The following is an 18623-nucleotide window of genomic DNA, read 5'->3' as shown; positions in this document are numbered from 1 at the left end:
CTTTACTTATCCTTATATCTATTGAAACTCCAGCTTCTGCATAAATTATGGTCGGAATTCAGCGTATGGTCCCACCCTCTTATAACAGCACCATTGAAAGCTTTAAATAATGAATAAACTTAACGGATGAACATGGCAGCAATAAATGACACCACACCTATTGTTACATGAGTCATCATATGGGCAGTTATTGCGGTCTCCAGCCCTTTTTTCCAAAAAAGCCAGCCAAAAACCAAGCCCCCTGCTCCATTTAACAACATCATTCTCAGAAATACAACCGCAGTCATTTCATGAGCTACCGCCATAGTAGCTCCGTAATGGCCGATAGCAAATACGAAAGAAGAAATAATAATTGCACTCCAATAGATTGGGGGAGATGGTCTTTCTTTTTTCGGGCGGCTATTTTCCATAAAAGAAACACAAGGAGAGACATCAATCCCCAACGCATCATTATTTCTTCAACAATTCCACCATATAAGATACCAGAAAGAGTATGTAACAAGCCGGGGAATTCAAACGTGGGTTGTAAGGATTGAGGCAGCCAAGGCTGGAATAATAAATCACCTAACATCAGAACTCCACCAACTACAGCTCCGCTGCCAATGCCGATTGTCAGTGTTGGTTTAAACGAATTCCAAAAAGGAATAGAGTACACATCCCTGTTGTAAATAAACGAAGTAAGTCCGGCCCTTTCTGCAAGGAAATGGCCGATACATATGGCAATAAGAGTCAGAATCCAAGGGTTAATCAGGCTTAAAAAAGCAACCACTTCAATAGGAATTCCACCCAGATCAATTCCTAATCCTTGAAGCTGTTGTTCTATTAACGTAAGAGTTACAGGGTAGAGGCTTAAGCAGCCTATAGTTCCTAACATTAAAAAAATAAAAAAAGACCTCCACGGTTTCCTTTTTTTCACATAGATGGCCCCCTTATCTTGATATAGCTTGGTGTTCTTTTTGCTCTACGATAGAGTCCTCCGCGATGTTTCAAGATTACTCAATTTTTTCCTTCTCTTTTATTCTTATGCAGGAAACAGAAAAACATTAAGTAGAAGAAAAAAACCTTCTCACAACCTTGTGTTATGAGAAGGTGAACCACTTTTTTAAAGAATTCCTAAGGTAAATAAAGCAACGTTGACAAGGATTAAAAATATCACACATCCGCACCCTCTAAAGATCCCGCGAACTAATTTTGGAGCGACAGCGGCTATGAGGATAATAATTAAAATTAAAACAAGTAATTCCATGATATCACTCTTTTCAAACTTTCTTTTATACTCTTAAAATCTCTCCATTTATTATATCAGTGAAAGAGGAAACCTCAACTTCCTTCTCCCCCTCTCAATAAATCTTCTTTTTACTAGAGGCTAAAAGATATTGTTCAGGTTAGGAACTTGTTATAATGGTGTCAACTCATAGCAAAAAGGAGTCCCTTATGAATCAAAAAGACATGGAAGAAAAAATTATAAGCAACTTTCAACAGGATGAGAATATGATGGTTCTCGTGTTTGCTCAGTGGTGTATTAATAATGATCTTGATCCAGCACAGCTTTACAAGCAGGCTTATCCTGATCAAGGAGAAAACCCGGCATTACTCAATGGTATTTCATTGACAGTGCCAAAGGAAGAGGCGGGTGATATTCCGGATGACACTGTGTTAGGGGTGCTTTCTCTCTTTGGCAATGATGACCTCGCTTTTGTCGTAAGTGAAGAAATTAAAAAAAGAAAATAGTCGTTGATAGTTAAAAATCACGAGACGCTTCGGGAAAAGCCATCGCTAACGGTCCATCGGGTGATCTTCCCCGGTTAGCTGAAACCTTGTGCCTTTTTGGTACATGCGAGTGAACCTTTGACCAATCAACCAATAGAATACTAAAACCCAAAAAAGAGCTCTCACCTGATGACGAGGGCTCTTCTCTTTATCCGATTTAACTTGCTTTTTTAAAATTAGTCTCATCTCGAGTGGAGTCTGCCTGCTTTCCTCTTCTCATGCTTAGTTTCTTCGTTATAAATTTCTCTCCCTCTACTACGAGGAACACACCAGCCCTATTAAGCAGGGGATCACCCAGAAAGATATACCGATGGGAACAGTTCCGAAAATAGTATTCATAAAGGGAACATATAAAATAGCTATTTGCAGCATAACTAGAATACCAGAAACAAGGAAGGCAGCCTTATTGGCAAAGAAGTCCTTGGTTAAGGCAAAATCCCTTTCACTTCTGCAGTTAAATAAATGGAACAACTGAAGGATTACTATAGTATGCAAAGTTACACTGTTTACAAATTGCTGAGAGTAGCCGTTTTCCATGAGATATGAATTATATACTAAGGTAGATCCTCCTATGAGCAAGGCTACAAATATGATACGGAAAATATAATACTGACTGAGAAGCGGAGTATGCAGTTCTCTTGGCGGTCTGCGCATGGCTCCTCTTTCAACCTTTTCAAAAGCCAGGGCTAAAGAAACCGTTACTGCGATAACCATGTTTACCCACAAAATCTGAACAGGGGTTAAAGGCATCATCGTTCCAAATAAGATACTTGCTATAATGAGAAAAGCTTGGGCTCCGTTTGTCGGCAGTATAAAAAGAATGGTCTTTTTTAAATTATCATACACTCTTCTTCCTTCTTCGACTGCATCAATAATAGTTTTGAAATTATCATCCACCAGTACCATTTCCGAAGCATCCTTTGCTACTTCCGTTCCTTTGATCCCCATTGCCACTCCAATATCTGCTCTTTTTAAAGCCGGAGCGTCATTGACTCCATCACCCGTCATTGCACAAATCTGTCCTTTTTCCTGAAGAGCTTTAACAAGTCGCAACTTGTTTTCTGGACTCGTACGAGCAAAAATATCATACGTCAAGACTGTGTCAGCAAGCTCTTCATCAGATAAACTGTCTATCTCCTTTCCTTCAAGGGCAAGCTCTCCATCACCAAGACCCATTTGCATGCCAATTGCCATGGCAGTATCTTTATGATCGCCCGTGATCATTTTTACAGTTATGCCTGCTTTCTTACATTCTTTTATTGCCTCGATCGCCTCTTCTCTTGGCGGGTCTATAATACCGGCAAGACCCACCATGACAATGCCTTCTTCAAGATCTGCGTGAGTGATGACTTTAGTATCTTTCGGAACTCTTTTTACAGCGGCACCGATGACCCGCTGTCCAAGCTTTGCTTTTTCTTTCACCTTGTTCTCCCAAAATAAGCGGTTAAATTCATTACTGTTCTTTTCAGCCATACCAAAAAGACGGTCGGGAGCACCTTTGATGAAAATAATTTTCTCTCCTTTATCCTCGGCGAGAACAGCCATGTATTTGTATTCTGAATCAAATGGGATTTTGGATAAAACGGGTAGTTTGTTTATAATGTCCTCAGCTTTTTCAGAAACTGTAAGTAAGCATCCTTCAGTAGGATCACCGTTTATCACCCACTGGTCGTTTTCGTCTTGAGATAAGCTTGCTTCATTACATGTTGTAACACAGGTTAGAAACGAATACAGCTCCTCGCTAGTATGAGTGTGATCAGCCGAACCCCTGGCACATGTTATTTCCCCTTTTGGAGAGTACCCAACTCCGCTTACCTCATAGTCGTTTCGGCTGGTTACAATGCTGGTAACTGTCATTTCGTTTTTTGTCAAAGTCCCTGTTTTATCTGAACAGATCACAGAAACTGCACCTAGTGTCTCTACGGAAGGGAGATTTCTTACAATCGCTTTGCGTCCTGCCATGTTTTGTACACCAATAGATAAGATAATTGAAATAATGGCAGGAAGGCCTTCTGGAATCGCTGCTACAGCCAGGCCAATAATCGCAAGAAGCAGCTCTCCGGCACCGTAATCTCTAAACAAGAGACCAAACAGGTAGATGAATACTGATAATCCAGCAATGACATAGGCCACCCCTTTGCCAAATCTTGCAGTTTGCTGAAGAAGAGGTGTCTGTGTTGTTTCCACCTCAGTGAGAGATTTATTGATTTTGCCTAATTCAGTATCCTTACCTATTGCTGTCACAATTCCTGTTCCTGTTCCAGAAGCAACAGACGTTCCGGAAAAGGCCATATTTACCCTGTCTCCGAGAACGGTATCCTCGGGCAGTGTTTCAGAAGATTTTTCTACGGCTGTTGACTCCCCTGTCAGTGGAGATTCTTCAATTTTTAAATTCTCACAGGAGACTAATCGAAGGTCTGCTGGAATCTTGTCGCCGGTTTGGAGTTTTACCATATCTCCAGGAATTAGATCCTTTGAGTCTATTTCCAAAGTCTTTCTTTCTCTAATTACGTTTGCCTTTAGTGAGAGCATGTTTCGAATTCCTTGAAGGGCTTTTTCGGCTTTGCTCTCCTGAAAGTAGCCGATACAGCGTTAATCACTGCCACCATAACAATTACAGCTGTATCAATGTAATGACCAAGAACAAGCGTTACAACAGCTGCCGTTAACAAGATATAAATTAATATGTCATTAAATTGCTTTGCAAACTTTTTAAACAACGACTCCTGTTTCCCAGCTGGAAGTTCATTGCTCCCATACGTCTCTTTTCTGACTTCAACTTCTGCTTTGGAAAGACCTTCAGTAATGTCCGTGTCCAAATCCTGAAGTACCCGATTTACATGTTTATCATGCCACCTTTGAGTTCTGTATTGCTCCTCCATATTCCCACCCCTTTTGGTTACATTGTCTTGTCTGGATATGGGTCCTCACTGCTTATTGTAAAGCAATGAAAATTTATTCTCTGTGACGTCCATCACTCTGAAAGCAAAACAAAGGAGTACAGGAAATCTAAGCAGGAAATAAAGGAAGAGTCTTATTAAAATTTTTACCATACTAAGGGTTACTTCATGAGAGTTCAGAATAGGTGTGAAGGATACTGGGTATATAAATGAAAGGATTAAAGAGGAGGAGGTGATTAAATGAAACAATTGACCATTCAAATAAACAAAAGGTCAAGTGAAGAAACCATAGAAAAGTTCCAAAAAGAAATGCTGGGGCTGGAAGGTGTGGATAGGACCTGGTTGAAGTTGAAGAGGGCGAGATTAGAATCGAATATGACGAAGGAAAAACTGATCCAGCTGAACTCCTAAGACGAATCCAACAATATGACCATGATGTTTTATAAAAGGTTACAACATATAACAAAGAGAGCAGCTAACTAGTAAAATATAAAAAGCTGCTTTCTCTGTGTGCAGATACAAGGGGCACTTCTGGCCCTTCATTTAAATTTCACTAATTTCCATTAAATACAACTATGCAAGAAGGAATTTTACAAAGCCAGGAAGTATTACATAAGTAAGACTGACATTGATAGAGGAGGAACATATATGCATACTCAGTTTTACATCCCTCAGGTTCTTATCACCAATCATAAAGAAGTACGGGTCAGGGCGATTCTTATAAAGTAATTGAGGAAGGCTACGGCATTTATCCAATGGATGAAGAGATTCAAGTTAAAAAATCAGAGGATGGCAGAGCCTATGCTATTGGGAAAATTAATAAGCTTGAATGGGAGAATAACCAAACCATACTAACCTTTTCGTTAGTTAAACTGCTTGGCGTCAATTAAAAAGAAGCGAGCTGTTACTCGCTTCTTTTTATCTGTTATCTTTTGCTTTCCCTACGTTTTCCTGGAATTCACCTTTGACTTTGTCTTTTTTTCCGTCTCTTTGCATGTCTTTATCGTCGGTTGCATTTCCCACCTGGTCTTTAATTTCGCCTTTAGCCTTGCTTACCCCGCTCTTGAACTTATCTGAAGCACTATTATTAGCCATAATATACATACCTCCTTTTTCTCTTCCATTACCTCTTTGAGTTTGTTTGAAACCTTAATCCAGACCTCTTTTTTCACTTCAAAAAAAGAGCCCAGTTCAGGGCCCTATGAAAGAATGTCAGATTTTTAATAGTGGAATTTTCAAACCTAATTCACCCAATACTTGGGAAGCTTTTTCATTAGGAGGATTCCAGACGGATGTGTCAATCGGAGCCTCTATCGGCACATCAGTACGTATTTCTGCCAGCTCTCTTGATAAATATAACATTTGTCTGTCACTTTCTATCTTTCTTCTAATCCCTGAGGGAAGCTCATCTAATTTATCTATTAGTTGATCAATAGATTCATATTCTTTCAAAAGCTTTAAGGCTGTTTTTCCCCTATTCCTTTTACACCTGGATAGTTGTCACTTGAATCCCCCATCAAACCTTTCATTTCAACAATCTGTCCTGGAGTACAGCCTTTCACTTCTTCCAGAGTATCTAAATCAAATAGCTGGTAATTTCCTCTGCCTTTTTTCATAATAACCACGTGGATATTGTCATCTACAAGCTGAAGCATATCTTGATCCCCGGTAAGGATTGATACTTTGCGCTCTGGTGCGAGCTGGGTTGCAAGAGTTCCTATACAGTCATCTGCCTCATAGTCTTTCACACCAATATTAGGAACTTCAAAGCCTTCCATAACTTGCTTTGCCATGTCAAATTGGGGCAGCAGTTCTACAGGAGGCTCGGCTCGATTGGCTTTGTATTCAGGAAACAGCCTTGTACGAAACGTCTGGCTTCCCATATCCCAGCAGCAAATAATATGAGTGGGCAGAAAAGTCTCCACTGCATGTAAAAAGTATTTTGTAAATCCGTTAACCCCATTTGTTGGCTGCCCTTTATGATTATACATATAATTTCCGTAAACTGAAGTTGCAAAAAAACCTCTAAACAACAAAGCCATGCCATCTACAAGGAGTACATGATCTTGTTTCATTATTTCACCATCCTTCTTCCTTTCGTATCATAACGCGTTTCAAGAAAAGAAGAAAGTAGTTTATAAAGGATGGAAAATCAAACTTATGTACTCCTGGCAAATCTTTATTCTCAGTTCTTGAATTTGCAAATTCTTACCTCATCATCACTTCCTAAATGATGCTATTGATACCTTTCTTCTTTAAAGGGATTTGCCGTCATTGAATACCCAAGCTCTTCCCAAAATCCTTCCTCGTCTTCTTTCATAAATCGAATGCCGGACACCCATTTTGATCCCTTCCATAAATAGAACGTTTCAGGTGGAATAAAACGAAGGGGGTATCCATGCTTTGGACTTATATCCTGCCACTCTCCTCCTTCATCTTTCCAGCGGTATACAAACAGGGCATCATCCCCTAAAAGGTCCTTTAATGGCAGGTTAGCTGAATAGCCAAAACGATCTCCATTGTAATACCCATATATCTTAACAAATTCCACATCTTCATTCGGCGTAACTAATTCAAGAAAGTTCCGTAAGGGAATCCCCTCAAAAGCAGTATTGAATTTTGACCAAGTCGTTACACAATGCATATCGATCGTTGATGTCACTTTGGGCAGCTTCATAACCTCCTGAAATGAGAGAGAAACGTTCTCTTTCACTTCCCCGAACAACTCAAAACTCCACTCGTTTTCATTAAATCTATAGACATCCCCCTGATGTAATATAGGCCAATTTTTCGTTTCAAACTGCCCTGGCGGCAAAGGTTTCTCCATTCTTACTCCTCCTTTATTTTATATAAGCAGTGCATTTCAGTTATTTTTATCGTACCTGCCCATATGAATCAACGCAAGGCGTGTGAGGAAAGCTATAAGTGAGTTTGAAAACGAACAAATCGTTTTACTTTTGATCATCAAATTTTGTTGATAAAATGTCCTCTAGGATGAAGTAATCCTTATCCTTACATTGAACAGAAAGTAGTTGAAATTTATGACAAATATAGGATCTATCCCTTTTTCCGTGCTTGATCTTTCTCCCATTATTGAAGGGGAAACAGCGGCAGAGTCGTTTAAAAAACAGTAGATCTGGCACAGCATGCTGAAAATTGGGGATACCAAAGATATTGGATGGCTGAACATCATAATATGCCCTTTATCGGCAGTTCTGCTACATCTGTACTTATCGGGCATGTAGCAGCAGCTACCTCAACCATTCGTGTAGGTTCTGGAGGAATTATGCTTCCAAATCATGCCCCGCTTGTGATTGCTGAACAATTTGGTACTCTTGAATCCCTGCATCCCGGACGAATTGATCTTGGACTTGGCCGGGCACCGGGTACTGATGGACTAACTGCCCAGGCTTTACGCCGTAACCTTCGTAGCAGCGGACATGATTTTCCGGAACAGCTTGAGGAGTTGAGAGCATATTTTGCTGCTTCTCCATCCCAAAAAGCGCCGGTTCGCGCGATCCCTGGTCAAGGGCTTGATATTCCGATTTGGCTGCTTGGATCCAGCGGATTTAGTGCTCAGCTTGCAGGACAACTGGGCCTTCCTTTTTCCTTTGCCAGCCATTTTTCGCCGGCCAATACGATTCCTGCTCTTCGGATGTATCATCAAAGCTTCCAGCCATCAGAGGTCCTCGATGAACCGTATGCGATGGTTGCGCTGAACATTGTTGCTGCGGAGACGGATGCAGAAGCAGAATATTTAGGAACAACGTTGCAGCAGCAATTTTTAAATCTGGTCAGAAATACTGAACAGCCTCTTCAGCCACCTGTTGAAAACATGGATGAGATTTGGACAGAGCAGGAAAAGAATGCCTTAGAGCAGCAATTAGGAAGCTCAATTTTTGGCAGTCCTGAGACGGTGAAAGGACAGCTACAGAGGTTCCTGGATGACACGCAGGCAGATGAGGTTATGGTAAACACTCAAATTTATGACCATAAAGCAAGGCTTCGATCTTATGAGATCATAGCTGAAATCATGAAGCAAAAATAAATTACACCATAGAATAGAAAAAGGAGACCATGATGTGGCCTCCTTTTTCTTATTGCTTAACCTGTTCTCTTAATTTGAATTTCTGTAATTTTCCGCTCGCATTTCGAGGAAGCTCATTAACAAACTCGTAGCGGCGAGGGCGTTTATAGTTTGCCAGCCTGTTACTTTCTTTGCAAAATTGATCTAGTTCATCCTCCTGTAGGGATTCTTCTTTTTTCACAATCAGGGCAACAACTCTTTCTCCCCATTTTTCATCGGGCTCCCCAATAACCGCTACATCCAGGACACCTGGATGTTCAAATAAAGCATCCTCCACTTCTCTGGAGTAGATGTTTTCTCCACCGCTGATAATCATATCCTTAACTCTGTCACTCACATAAAGGTAGCCGTCTTTATCAAAGTAACCTATATCTCCTGAATGGTACCATCCTTTGTACAAGGCTTCCTCAGTAGCTTCAGGCCGGTTATAATACTCCACCATCATGCTGGGACCTTTAACTATAATTTCTCCTAATTCTCCTGGTTCGAGAATGTCATCTGGCTCAGACGGTCCGTTTTCTCTGGTCCTTACCACTCTTATATCGTGATTGATCAGCGCCTTTCCTGCAGATCCTGCTTTTGAAAGCTGTTCGTATTCAAATAGGCAGGTGATCGCAGGTCCCATTTCTGTCATGCCATAGGCTTGGATAAGATCCGCCTTAAACTGCTCAGCCACTTTTTTCACAAGAGCAGGTGCCATGGGTGCTCCTCCATATAAGCCTTGCCTTAAGGAAGACGGGGTCCGGTTAGCCAAGTCTTCTTGGAGAAGCATGTTCCACATCGTAGGGGCAGCAAACATGGTCGTGATCTCTTCCTCTTCTGTTACGTCCAGTACCTTTTTTGGATCGAAATGATGAAGGAGAACATTGGTACATCCAAGGTGCAGCCGCGGGAAAAAAGCACAGTGCAGTTCAGCGCAATGAAACAGCGGTGCAACGGTCAAGCCTTTATCCTTCGGTGTAAGACGCAAGGATGCAAGCATTACCAGACTTTGATCCATCATGTCCCGGTGACGGTGTACAACGCCCTTTGGTTGACCCGTCGTTCCGCTTGTATACATCAATGCATACGTATCTTCTTCTGACAGCAAAACAGAAGGCCGACGATCATTTTCTTGTTCCATCTTTTTATAGTAGGAGGACGCAAATTCAGGAACTTCTTTTTCAATGGACCAAAATGAAACAGAAGGAAATACCTTGGCAAGCGGCATAACCTGTTCTTCAACTGCCTTTTCAAAAAGAAAAACTTTAGGGGAAGCATCCTTAATAATAAACTCTACTTCTTTTGTCATCAGGCGAAAGTTAATAGGATTAAAGACAGCACCTATTTTTGTGCAGGCAAACAATGCAGTGACAAACTCGCTGGTGTTAAACATGAAAACAGACACTCGGTCCCCTTTTTTCACTCCTGCAGATAGAAAAGCGTTTGCAAGACGATTCACATCATGATCCCATTCTCTAAAGGTCCAGCGTTTATTTAACCGAACATCATAAAGTCCTTCTTTTTCAGGGTTTTTCAGCACCGCTTGCTCGAACATGTCTCTCAGCGTCATAGTCATCAAGGTCCCTCCTCTTTTCTCGATTTTTATGCTTGATAATGCTCCTGAAGTTCATCCCGGAGAGCTCGTTTTAAAAATTTCCCAACGGAAGTTTTAGGAATTTCCTTTAAAAAGACGATATCTTCCGGAAGCCACCATTTCGCGAATTGAGGTTTTAGAAAATCAAATAACTCTTCTTTAGAGACACTGCTATTAGAAGGGTCATGTAACACTACACATGCAAGTGGCCGTTCCTGCCATTCAGGATGGGGTACTGCAATGACAGCAGCTTCAAATACTTCTTCGTGAGCCATGAGAGCATTCTCCAAATCTACAGAAGAGATCCATTCCCCTCCACTTTTGATTAAATCCTTTGTTCGATCTACCAGTTTTATATTGCCTTCTTCATCAAGAGTGGCTACATCCCCTGTATAAAGCCAGCCGTCTTTAAAGGCCTCTTTGCTTCGCTCATCATTGTAATATTCATCAGCAATCCATGGACCTCTAATTCTAAGCTCTCCCATTTCTTCGCCGTTTTTTTCTACCTCTCCATTCACACCGACGACGGATATCTCAAGTCCTGGAACCACGAGTCCTTGTTTTGACCGGATCTCCATCTTTTCGTCCGATGTCAGGCTGTCCTGATAGCTTTTGAGAGTGGAAACACTTACAAGCGGGCTCGTTTCAGTCATGCCATAAGCATGCAAGAAAGGAACGTTATATTTGCGTTCAAACGCTTCGATCATGGACGGAGGAGCAGCTGAGCCTCCGCATAACACCGCCCGTAAAGAACTGGTATCGTAGTTTCCTGTCTCCATTTCTTTTAAAAGTCCCAGCCAGATGGTAGGAACTCCCGCAGTAATCGTAACCTTTTCGTCCTGGATTAGTTCTGCCAGCAGCTTAGGGGTAAACTGTGGTCCTGGCAGGACTTGGGAGGTACCGTACCAAACAGCTGCAAACGGAAGTCCCCACGCGTTCGCATGAAACATCGGAACAACAGGAGCATACGGTCACCCTCGGAAAGAGCAGCTGTATCTGCCAGGCCTAAAGCAAAGCTATGGAGCACGATGCCCCGGTGACTGTACATCACACCTTTAGGCTTTCCGGTAGTAGCGGATGTATAGCAAAGCCCGGCATTGGCGTTTTCATCTATGTCTTTTCTGAATTGAAAGGAGGGATCAGCTTCTTCCAAAAGCTGTTCATAAGAGTAAGCATTCGGTAATGAGGTCTCTGGCAGGCCATTATCACTCATCACAATAAAAGCCTGTACACTGTTTAATTCATCTTTCACTTTTTCAATCAAAGGCAGCAGAGTTTCATCAATAAGAAGAACTTTATCTTTGGCATGATCGACAATGTAGATGATATGCTCAGGTGAAAGCCGGATGTTAATGGTATGAAGAACTGCACCTAATCCCGGGATGGCAAAGTAGGCCTCCAGGTGGCGGTTGTCATTCCAGCCAAACGTAGCTACACGATCTCCTTTTTCTACCCCAAGCTTTTGAAGAGCATGGATAATCGCCTTGTCCGCTCCCCTATTTGAGCGTAAGTGAAACGTTGTATGCCAGAGCTTGTCCTTGAAACGACTTCCTTTTTCGGAAAATAAGTTTCTGCTCTTTCTATCATATTAGGAATGAGCAAAGGTACATTCATCATAAGAATCCCTCCATTTATTTAATAGATTTTCTTTACTTTGGCTGCATCCGAATAGCTCCATCCAGACGAATCGTTTCTCCGTTCAGCATGGGATTTTCGATAATCTGGTTTGCAAGCATTGCATACTCTAGTGGCTGCCCGAGTCTTTTCGGAAAAGGAGTCATTTTCCCGAGCGCTTCTTTTGCTTCATCAGGCAGGGATTCAAACATAGGGGTTTCAAAGAGCCCTGGAGCAATAGTCATAACGCGTATACCGTAACGGGCAAGTTCCCGGGCAACAGGCAGAGTCATGCTGGCCACTCCCCCTTTGGAAGCACTATAAGCAGCCTGGCCTATTTGGCCTTCAAAAGCAGCGACGGAAGCCGTGTTAATAATTACTCCCCTTTCCCCCTGTGAATCTTCTTTGTTTTCTTTCATTCTCTCAGAGACCAGGCGAATCATATTGAACGTTCCAAGTAAATTAATCTGGATGACTTTCGAAAACAAGTCAAAGGAATGAGCGCCTTTTCGAGATAATACTTTTTCAGCAACGCCGATGCCGGCGCAATTTACAAGAATGTGCAAGCTGCCAAATGTCTTTTCTGCCTCATCTAATCCTTCTGTAATTTCTTTTTCTGATGTGACGTCTCCTTTGTAAAAAAGAACACGTTTTCCTAATTCTTCCACTAATTGTTTCCCACGTTCTTCATTTTGGTCGATAATGACTGCGTTAGCTCCTTGGGATACCAGTCTTCGTACAGTCGCTTCTCCAAGTCCGGAAGCACCGCCGGTAACAAGTACAGTAGCATCATTAATATTCATGGCTTCTCTCCTATCTCTCTAGCTTTCTATTCTTTCAATAATAGTGGCGTTGGCCATTCCAAACCCTTCACAGATGCTTGCAGGCCATATCGCTTTTCTGTTCTCTCAAGTTCATGGATCAGAGTTGTCATAACCCTGGCCCCACTTGCCCCCAAAGGGTGCCCCAGAGCAATCGCACCACCATTTACGTTAAGTTTGGTTAGATCTGCGTTTAATTCCTTTTGCCAATACAATGGTACAGGAGCAAATGCTTCATTCACTTCGTAAAGGTCCATTTGTTCAAGAGTCAGCCCTGCTTTCTTAAGCACCTTTTGAGTAGCGGCAACAGGACCGGTCAGCATAAACGTAGGATCAGAGCCGACAACGCTCCTTGCAGTGATTTTAAAGCGAGGAGTAAGCCCAAGACTTTCCGCCTTGTCTTTTGACATGATAAGAAGGGCAGCGGCTCCATCACTGATTTGGCTGGAATTCCCCGGGGTAATCACGCCCCATCTTGGAAGGCAGGTTCAAGGAGGCCAGCTTTTCTAAAGTCGTTCCTTTTCTTGGACCTTCATCTTCTGTTACAGAGATGATTTCCCCGTCTTCATTTTCTGCATCTACAGCCATGAGTTCACGAGAGAAACGGCCTTCTTCCTGGGCAGTAACCGCTCTTTGGTGGCTGGAAAGAGAAAATTCATCCAATACTTTTCTTGAAAGGTTCCATTTTTTAGCAATTCGCTCAGCAGACAATCCTTGATTAATGATTTCATACTGATCAGTTAATTTTTGGCTGTAAGATGCTCCCTGAACATTTGAAAACATGGGAACCCTGGACATACTTTCCACTCCACAGGCAATAACAACATCCATATCTCCGCTCACAACGGCCTGAGCAGCAAAATGAACAGCCTGCTGACTAGAGCCGCATTGCCTGTCGATTGTAACTCCAGGGACTTCTTTAGGAAAACCTGCAATTAATGCCGCTGCTCTTGCAATATCCGGTGCTTGCTCTCCTACTTGGGAGACACACCCTGCAATCACATCTTCTACTTCCTCTGCTGGGACACCAGCTCGTGTAACGACCTCATTTAATACTTCTGCTAATAGATCATCCGGACGAACTTTGCTTAATTTACCGTTTCTGCGTCCTATTGGTGTTCGGACTGCTTCAATTATGACTGCTTCTTTCATCATAATGGTTCCTCCTTTTAGTGATTAGATTGTAAGCGCTTAACTTTTTCTTCAGGCCATCCAAGCAGTGAGGTTAATACTTCTTCTGTGTGTTCACCAATGGAAGGAGGATGCATGGTTTTTTTCTGTGAAAACACCGTGGAAGTTGCAACCTGTTTCAATCCGCCTCCGAGCTCATAAAACATTCCCCGCTCCTGGGTGACAGGATGGTCTTCTGTTTCAGATAAGCGCAGAATCGGTGCCATGCAGCAATCTACTCGTTTGGAAAATTCAGACCACTCACGAAAGGTTCTGCTTTTAAACAAGGATTTCATCTTCTCAAATACATCGCTTCCATCCTTTGCAGGAGAAAATTGCTTAGAGATCCACTCTTTCTTACCTGCCTGCGTACAAAAGTTCCTCCAAAAGGATTGTTCTAATGCAGCAAGAGTGATAAACCTCTCATCCAATGTTTCGTAAATTCCATAACAAACCACCCCTCCATTCAGCTCGTTAATTCCATATTCTCTTCCTGTTTCCTGGTGGATAAGTGAATGAACACCAAGGATGGAATGAAGGCTGTCCGTTAAAGCTAAATCAATGTGAGTTCCTTCTCCGGTTTCTTTTTGGTGCAAAAGAGACGCAAGAATTTCTTCACAGGCACCAAAGCTTCCGATATAATCCGCAAATTGAATGGAGGGATGAGCTGGTTTTCCTTCTACTGTCGTTAATTGGGCAAGCATGCCGGTTAATGCCATGTAATTTAAATCATGGCTTCCAAATCCGTTTAAGGCTACCGTGTCTTGCCCGTATCCTGAAATCGAGCAGTAGACAAGTCCAGGGTTCCATTCTTTACTCTGCTCATAGCTTAAGCCTAGACGCTCCATCACTCCCGGCCGAAAGCTTTCTATTAAAACATCTGAGATTTGTATTAATTCCTTGACCGCTTCTCGGCCTTCTTCAGATTTCAAGTCCAGAGCTACACTTTTTTTGTTACGGTTCACTGCGAGAAAGACTACGCCGGTTCCTTCTCTTTGTATACCCATGTGCCTTGAAGGATCGCCTTGAACTGGTTCAATGGAGATAACCTCCGCTCCCCTGTCAGCCAGGCGCATGGAAGCAAAAGGGCCTGGCAGGTACATTGAAAAGTCAAGAACGCGAACGCCCTTTAGAAGATTATTCATTCTCACAGCCCCATTTTTTTTGCAATAATCGTTTTCATAATTTCATTTGTTCCTGCATAAATTGCAGCTACTGGAATGTCTCGAAACCTTCTTGCAACCTCGTATTCTTCCATATAGCCGTATCCTCCGTGAAGCTGAACGCATTCAGCAGAGACTTTTTTTGCCAGTTCTGTCGTCCACCACTTCGCCATAGAGACTTCTTTAACGATATCTTCACCGTTGATATGCCGCATTATCAGCTGATCAAGATAGGTACGGCCGATTTCCACCTCTGTCTGTAGTTCCACAAGCTTAAACTGTGTGTTCTGAAAAGAAGAAATGGATTTTCCGAATGCCTTGCGTTCTTTTACGTAATCAAGAGTCAGCTCCATTATTCTTTCCGCTCCTGCAATGGCACAAATAGCAACAATCAGCCTTTCCTGCTGAAGCTGTTCCATTAAATAATAGAATCCTTTTCCCTCTTTTCCTAAAAGGTTGGAAACAGGAACCTTGGCATCTTCAAAGAATAACTCGGCTGTGTCCTGGCTGTGAAGCCCTACCTTATCAAGCTTCTTTCCCCGGGTAAAACCAGGTGTATCTTTTTCAACGACTAGGAGGCTGATCCTTTGTGGGGCGGATTGGCTTTCGGATCAGTTTTACAGACAATAACGATCAGGTCGCTGTGTATCCCATTTGTAATAAATGTTTTGGTCCCATTAACGATATAATGGTCACCCTCACGCACGGCCGTTGTTTTAATGGCGGATAGATCCGAGCCCGCTCCTGGTTCAGACATGGCAATCGCTGTAATGGTCTGACCTGTGATACATCCAGGAAGCCACTTTTTCTTCTGTTCTGTCGTTCCATAATGAAGAAAATAAGGAATGACAATATCGTTATGTAGACCTATTCCAATTAAACTCGAGCCAATTCTTTCAAGCTCTTCATTAATAATCACCGAATAGCTAAAATCAGCTTCTGTACCTCCGAATTCTTCAGGAACACAAGGCAGAGAAAACCTTGCTGCCCCATTTTCTCCCAAAATGACCGTGGGATCAGTCGATCTTTTTCCCATTTCTCATAATGGGGAGCGGCTTCTTTTTCGAGGAATTTTCGAAGAGAATAGCGAAAGACCTGGTGCTCTTCCTGCAGATACAATGGAGCTGGCATATCTTCCCCTCCTTCTAGTGAATGAATAATCAGTCATTTTCATTGATGGACCTATAGGATATCGACATTTTTCATTTCTGCCTACTTTACTTATTTTTCATATAACAGGAAAATTCCTGCTCTATTTAAAAATTAATTTCTTTTAATTTCCAAGCCAATGTCCAGATTTCCTGACCTATACACTCTTGTCCAGTCATGATGGCCGTGGTGACATATTTTAGTAGTGAAGGATCACCCTTCTACTTTGTTACAGGGAGGTGAAATCATGTCTGGTTTCGCTCATCCAAGACACCATGACAGAAGAGGATTCGCATTAATCGTGGTGTTATTTATCCTGTTAGTTATCGTAGGTACTTCCTTCAAAGGCTGGTAAGTAATAAAAAGGCAGCTGCACATGCTGCCTTTTGAGAATAATAGTAAGTCTCTCTATTTCAGGTATATATATCTTTCTTGGAAAATAAATTAAGAAAAGAGAAACAGGAGGGATTTTATGGATGTTGTTTTCCTTTCTATCCTATGCTGCCTTTCCTCTTTTTTTATCATATCGGCTTTGACCAAGCTAAGCAGTCTTCGTCATTTTATTAAATTGAACGTAAACGTAGCTTATATCCCAACGAAGTATCGGTCATTTTTTTTAAGTTTGTTGCCTTTTCTTGAATTAGCAGGGGCGCTGCTGCTTGTGAATCGACGGACATTTTTCCTGGGCTGGATTCTTGTCACTGTTTTATTACTACTTTTTTTAATTCATACGATCGTGATTGTTCTTTCCAGGAAGAGTGTAACTTGCGGGTGCTATGGAAAATACATAAAGAGTCGCATTGATCACTTTACCTTGCTTAAAACTTCTTTTCTCCTTTTTTTAAGTGGACTTATCCTTCCATTAGTATTTTTAGAGGCCACTTTTTGGGGTTTTACCCCCGCTCCATTCTTACTGGGTCTTTCTCTTACCTTGATTTTGCTAATATCTCAGATTGCCTGGACCTCTCATCAAGAAACCATGATGCAGATAAAAAAGAAATAAAGGATGGGTGACATGGAACAAATTCTTCTCTATTCTCATATTCTCTTATGGTTGATCCAGGTGCTGGTTCTTTTTTTTAATTTTTTCTTCTTTACCGTCAATTTGGAGAAGTATATGTAAGGTCTGCTTCGTCCGTATCAAAGGATGGATTGCAAATTGGAGAAAGGCTTCCTGCTGTTGAATCTGTGGAATCTTTGCAAGCCCACAATAAGCCAATAAGCTTTCACACGGAGGAAGAAAAACCAACCTGGTGCTGTTTGCCTCCCAAAGCTGTAAAGCATGTACCGATCTGATTCCTCACTGGAATATGATGAAAAGTAAGCATGAGACAAACGTTAATTTTATTACTGTTTTTTAGGAAAGGAGGAAAAAGAAACAGCTGCACAAGAATGGAATGGCGATCTTTTGTTTGATCCTGCTGCCGAACTTTTTTCTGCTTGTAAGGTCAAAGTTACTCCCTTCGCTTTTATGACAGACGAAAAGAGAATGATTTTGGATAAGGGATTGTGTAATGATGAAAAACATTTGACGAAGTTACTATCCTCCTTGGAAAAGTGAGCGTGAAAATATATGGTTTACCTTTCGGTTCTGTCGAGAAGAATTGGGGAATATGTAATGCGGAAAACGGAGAATCAAAACGGGCTTTCAGCTATTTTCAATAGTTCAATAAGAAAAGCCAGATATCCCTTTACTAAAAGAGGTTCTGAAAATAAGTGGTGCGAGGTGTGGTACCAGCTTCGAGACTGTTATTTTCCTTTTGGGCAAGGACTTTGCAAGCACTGCGATGTCTCTTCTCCCTGTCCCAAAGATTATCAAATATCATACGCCTATGGATACACAACTACAGGCTGCTGGTGTGTAGCTCTGCCTCATGTTTCAAAAGTCTGCTGTGACTGTACGCCTCTCGGGAACAACCCGTATAGGAGGCATGTTAATGATTGTCAGTGTCAGCATACTTTGTGACCAGCGGGAGGGATTTGAAGGTGATAGATCAACTATCGAGTGGCCAACTAGATCAATGGCTGCTTATTATTTTGGCGCTATTAGCCGGGGTATCCACTATATGCACCTACTGAGGGATTAACGTTACCCTTGCGGTGACCCCCTCGGTGAGGAGAGGAACTGGAGAGAAAGCTGGAGACGTTTTGTATTGTACTTTTTCTCAGCAGTCATTGGAGGAGCAGTTATAGGATTTTTTCTCACATTCATGATTTATACACTGACCTTTTGGATAAGTATAGAGATGAAGGTCCTTCTTCTTTTCTTTCTTAGTATTACTTTTTTTCTTTATGAATGTAAGCTGATTACTTTACGGCTGCCTAGTGTTAAATGGCAGGTGCCATCCTCTTGGCTCCAAGGTTCGAGAAACC

16 protein-coding genes and 7 pseudogenes are annotated in these 18623 nt (G+C 41.9%); 7 read left to right on the top strand and 16 right to left on the bottom strand.

All coding sequences use genetic code 11. From position 1 onward, the window contains the following. Window positions 1-119: 119 nt before the first annotated feature. The 3 genes from JCM19033_RS28110 to JCM19033_RS23380 form a co-directional block, all read right to left on the bottom strand. Window positions 120-305, bottom strand: coding sequence for a CPBP family intramembrane metalloprotease (locus tag JCM19033_RS28110; protein WP_054636078.1), 186 nt, complete (start codon window positions 303-305; stop codon window positions 120-122). Then, window positions 296-874 carry a hypothetical protein gene (locus JCM19033_RS25475; protein ID WP_269758097.1) on the bottom strand — a complete coding sequence of 193 codons (579 nt, stop codon included), beginning with the start codon at window positions 872-874 and terminating at the stop codon, window positions 296-298. Before JCM19033_RS25475 ends, JCM19033_RS28110 begins: the two co-directional genes overlap by 10 nt. A 228-nt stretch (window positions 875-1102) precedes the next feature. Then, entirely contained in the window at window positions 1103-1246 is a 144-nt protein-coding gene (locus tag JCM19033_RS23380; protein ID WP_157049818.1) for a hypothetical protein, read from the bottom strand. A 188-nt stretch (window positions 1247-1434) separates the two neighbouring features. Here JCM19033_RS23380 and JCM19033_RS09080 point away from each other — a divergent pair, with 188 nt between their 5' ends. Beyond that, complete coding sequence (locus JCM19033_RS09080) at window positions 1435-1731, top strand: hypothetical protein (RefSeq protein ID WP_054636076.1); 297 nt, start codon at window positions 1435-1437, stop codon at window positions 1729-1731. Between the two features lie 294 nt (window positions 1732-2025). Here the strand turns inward: JCM19033_RS09080 and JCM19033_RS09070 are convergent, their stop codons facing one another. Further along, entirely contained in the window at window positions 2026-4302 is a 2277-nt protein-coding gene (locus JCM19033_RS09070; RefSeq protein WP_306301290.1) for an HAD-IC family P-type ATPase, read from the bottom strand. Next, window positions 4290-4652 carry a cation-transporting P-type ATPase gene (locus JCM19033_RS27360; RefSeq protein WP_306301289.1) on the bottom strand — a complete coding sequence of 121 codons (363 nt, stop codon included), beginning with the start codon at window positions 4650-4652 and terminating at the stop codon, window positions 4290-4292. The genes JCM19033_RS09070 and JCM19033_RS27360 overlap by 13 nt, the downstream gene beginning before the upstream one ends. Window positions 4653-4910: 258 nt before the next feature. On the opposite strand from JCM19033_RS27360, the gene JCM19033_RS23375 reads away from it, so the two are divergent. Together JCM19033_RS23375 and JCM19033_RS22115 are read left to right on the top strand one after the other, a co-directional pair. Next, window positions 4911-5081, top strand: coding sequence for a hypothetical protein (locus JCM19033_RS23375; RefSeq protein ID WP_157049817.1), 171 nt, complete (start codon window positions 4911-4913; stop codon window positions 5079-5081). A 314-nt stretch (window positions 5082-5395) separates the two neighbouring features. After that, window positions 5396-5560, top strand: a pseudogene (locus tag JCM19033_RS22115) (DUF2584 family protein); the annotation flags it as partial. 28 nt (window positions 5561-5588) lie between these two features. Here JCM19033_RS22115 and JCM19033_RS22110 read toward each other — a convergent pair. From JCM19033_RS22110 to JCM19033_RS09060, 3 genes and pseudogenes are all read right to left on the bottom strand, one after another. Then, the gene (locus JCM19033_RS22110) at window positions 5589-5765 is read right to left on the bottom strand and encodes a CsbD family protein (RefSeq protein ID WP_083465356.1); all 177 of its coding nucleotides are present in this window, start codon (window positions 5763-5765) and stop codon (window positions 5589-5591) included. A 117-nt stretch (window positions 5766-5882) separates the two neighbouring features. After that, window positions 5883-6745 (bottom strand): annotated as a pseudogene (locus tag JCM19033_RS09065) (5'-3' exonuclease H3TH domain-containing protein). Between the two features lie 161 nt (window positions 6746-6906). Next, window positions 6907-7497 carry a molybdopterin-dependent oxidoreductase gene (locus JCM19033_RS09060; RefSeq protein ID WP_054636074.1) on the bottom strand — a complete coding sequence of 197 codons (591 nt, stop codon included), beginning with the start codon at window positions 7495-7497 and terminating at the stop codon, window positions 6907-6909. 214 nt (window positions 7498-7711) lie between these two features. Here JCM19033_RS09060 and JCM19033_RS09055 point away from each other — a divergent pair. Further along, window positions 7712-8718: pseudogene (locus JCM19033_RS09055) on the top strand (LLM class flavin-dependent oxidoreductase). A 49-nt stretch (window positions 8719-8767) separates the two neighbouring features. On the opposite strand, the gene JCM19033_RS09050 reads toward JCM19033_RS09055, so the two are convergent. From JCM19033_RS09050 to JCM19033_RS28095, 8 genes and pseudogenes are all read right to left on the bottom strand, one after another. Further along, window positions 8768-10315: a fatty acid--CoA ligase gene (locus tag JCM19033_RS09050; protein ID WP_054636073.1), complete on the bottom strand. Its 1548-nt coding sequence runs from the start codon at window positions 10313-10315 to the stop codon at window positions 8768-8770. A 26-nt stretch (window positions 10316-10341) separates the two neighbouring features. Continuing rightward, a pseudogene (locus JCM19033_RS09045) lies at window positions 10342-11950 on the bottom strand (long-chain fatty acid--CoA ligase). Window positions 11951-11982: 32 nt separating this feature from the next. Further along, window positions 11983-12750 (bottom strand): 3-hydroxyacyl-CoA dehydrogenase, encoded by a 768-nt coding sequence (locus JCM19033_RS09040; protein ID WP_054636072.1) that lies wholly within the window; start codon window positions 12748-12750, stop codon window positions 11983-11985. Window positions 12751-12768: 18 nt separating this feature from the next. Beyond that, a pseudogene (locus JCM19033_RS09035) lies at window positions 12769-13920 on the bottom strand (acetyl-CoA C-acyltransferase). 17 nt (window positions 13921-13937) lie between these two features. Next, the gene (locus JCM19033_RS09030; RefSeq protein WP_054636071.1) at window positions 13938-15083 is read right to left on the bottom strand and encodes a CaiB/BaiF CoA-transferase family protein; all 1146 of its coding nucleotides are present in this window, start codon (window positions 15081-15083) and stop codon (window positions 13938-13940) included. Between the two features lie 2 nt (window positions 15084-15085). After that, window positions 15086-15520 (bottom strand): acyl-CoA dehydrogenase family protein, encoded by a 435-nt coding sequence (locus tag JCM19033_RS28105; RefSeq protein ID WP_374701223.1) that lies wholly within the window; start codon window positions 15518-15520, stop codon window positions 15086-15088. Between the two features lie 152 nt (window positions 15521-15672). After that, entirely contained in the window at window positions 15673-15858 is a 186-nt protein-coding gene (locus JCM19033_RS28100; protein WP_374701225.1) for an acyl-CoA dehydrogenase family protein, read from the bottom strand. Window positions 15859-15939: 81 nt separating this feature from the next. Then, window positions 15940-16232 (bottom strand): annotated as a pseudogene (locus JCM19033_RS28095) (acyl-CoA dehydrogenase family protein); the annotation flags it as partial. A 301-nt stretch (window positions 16233-16533) separates the two neighbouring features. On the opposite strand from JCM19033_RS28095, the pseudogene JCM19033_RS22105 reads away from it, so the two are divergent. From JCM19033_RS22105 to JCM19033_RS24210, 3 genes and pseudogenes are all read left to right on the top strand, one after another. Next, window positions 16534-16605 (top strand): annotated as a pseudogene (locus JCM19033_RS22105) (YjcZ family sporulation protein); the annotation flags it as partial. Window positions 16606-16722: 117 nt separating this feature from the next. Further along, window positions 16723-17253: a MauE/DoxX family redox-associated membrane protein gene (locus JCM19033_RS09020; RefSeq protein ID WP_054636070.1), complete on the top strand. Its 531-nt coding sequence runs from the start codon at window positions 16723-16725 to the stop codon at window positions 17251-17253. A gap of 871 nt (window positions 17254-18124) precedes the next feature. Then, on the top strand, window positions 18125-18337 hold the full coding sequence (locus JCM19033_RS24210; RefSeq protein ID WP_198153460.1) for a hypothetical protein: 213 nt from the start codon (window positions 18125-18127) through the stop codon (window positions 18335-18337). Window positions 18338-18623 lie beyond the last annotated feature (286 nt).

Source organism: Thalassobacillus sp. C254 (genome assembly GCF_001310615.1).
The sequence above is the reverse complement of the archived record's forward strand: the minus strand, read 5'-3'. Positions and strand labels throughout refer to the sequence as shown.

Bases quoted from the DNA above. Each gene is read 5' to 3' on its own strand.
- JCM19033_RS28105 (WP_374701223.1), bottom strand. From the start codon at position 15,520: ATGGAACAGCTTCAGCAGGAAAGGCTGATTGTTGCTATTTGTGCCATT.
- JCM19033_RS27360 (WP_306301289.1), bottom strand. From the start codon at position 4,652: ATGGAGGAGCAATACAGAACTCAAAGGTGGCATGATAAACATGTAAAT.
- JCM19033_RS09040 (WP_054636072.1), bottom strand. From the start codon at position 12,750: ATGAATATTAATGATGCTACTGTACTTGTTACCGGCGGTGCTTCCGGA.
- JCM19033_RS09070 (WP_306301290.1), bottom strand. From the start codon at position 4,302: ATGCTCTCACTAAAGGCAAACGTAATTAGAGAAAGAAAGACTTTGGAA.
- JCM19033_RS28100 (WP_374701225.1), bottom strand. From the start codon at position 15,858: ATGTCTGAACCAGGAGCGGGCTCGGATCTATCCGCCATTAAAACAACG.
- JCM19033_RS09060 (WP_054636074.1), bottom strand. From the start codon at position 7,497: ATGGAGAAACCTTTGCCGCCAGGGCAGTTTGAAACGAAAAATTGGCCT.
- JCM19033_RS28110 (WP_054636078.1), bottom strand. From the start codon at position 305: ATGGCGGTAGCTCATGAAATGACTGCGGTTGTATTTCTGAGAATGATG.
- JCM19033_RS23380 (WP_157049818.1), bottom strand. From the start codon at position 1,246: ATGGAATTACTTGTTTTAATTTTAATTATTATCCTCATAGCCGCTGTC.
- JCM19033_RS09080 (WP_054636076.1), top strand. From the start codon at position 1,435: ATGAATCAAAAAGACATGGAAGAAAAAATTATAAGCAACTTTCAACAG.
- JCM19033_RS22110 (WP_083465356.1), bottom strand. From the start codon at position 5,765: ATGGCTAATAATAGTGCTTCAGATAAGTTCAAGAGCGGGGTAAGCAAG.
- JCM19033_RS09030 (WP_054636071.1), bottom strand. From the start codon at position 15,083: ATGAATAATCTTCTAAAGGGCGTTCGCGTTCTTGACTTTTCAATGTAC.
- JCM19033_RS09020 (WP_054636070.1), top strand. From the start codon at position 16,723: ATGGATGTTGTTTTCCTTTCTATCCTATGCTGCCTTTCCTCTTTTTTT.
- JCM19033_RS09050 (WP_054636073.1), bottom strand. From the start codon at position 10,315: ATGACTATGACGCTGAGAGACATGTTCGAGCAAGCGGTGCTGAAAAAC.
- JCM19033_RS23375 (WP_157049817.1), top strand. From the start codon at position 4,911: ATGAAACAATTGACCATTCAAATAAACAAAAGGTCAAGTGAAGAAACC.
- JCM19033_RS24210 (WP_198153460.1), top strand. From the start codon at position 18,125: ATGTTTCAAAAGTCTGCTGTGACTGTACGCCTCTCGGGAACAACCCGT.
- JCM19033_RS25475 (WP_269758097.1), bottom strand. From the start codon at position 874: ATGTTAGGAACTATAGGCTGCTTAAGCCTCTACCCTGTAACTCTTACG.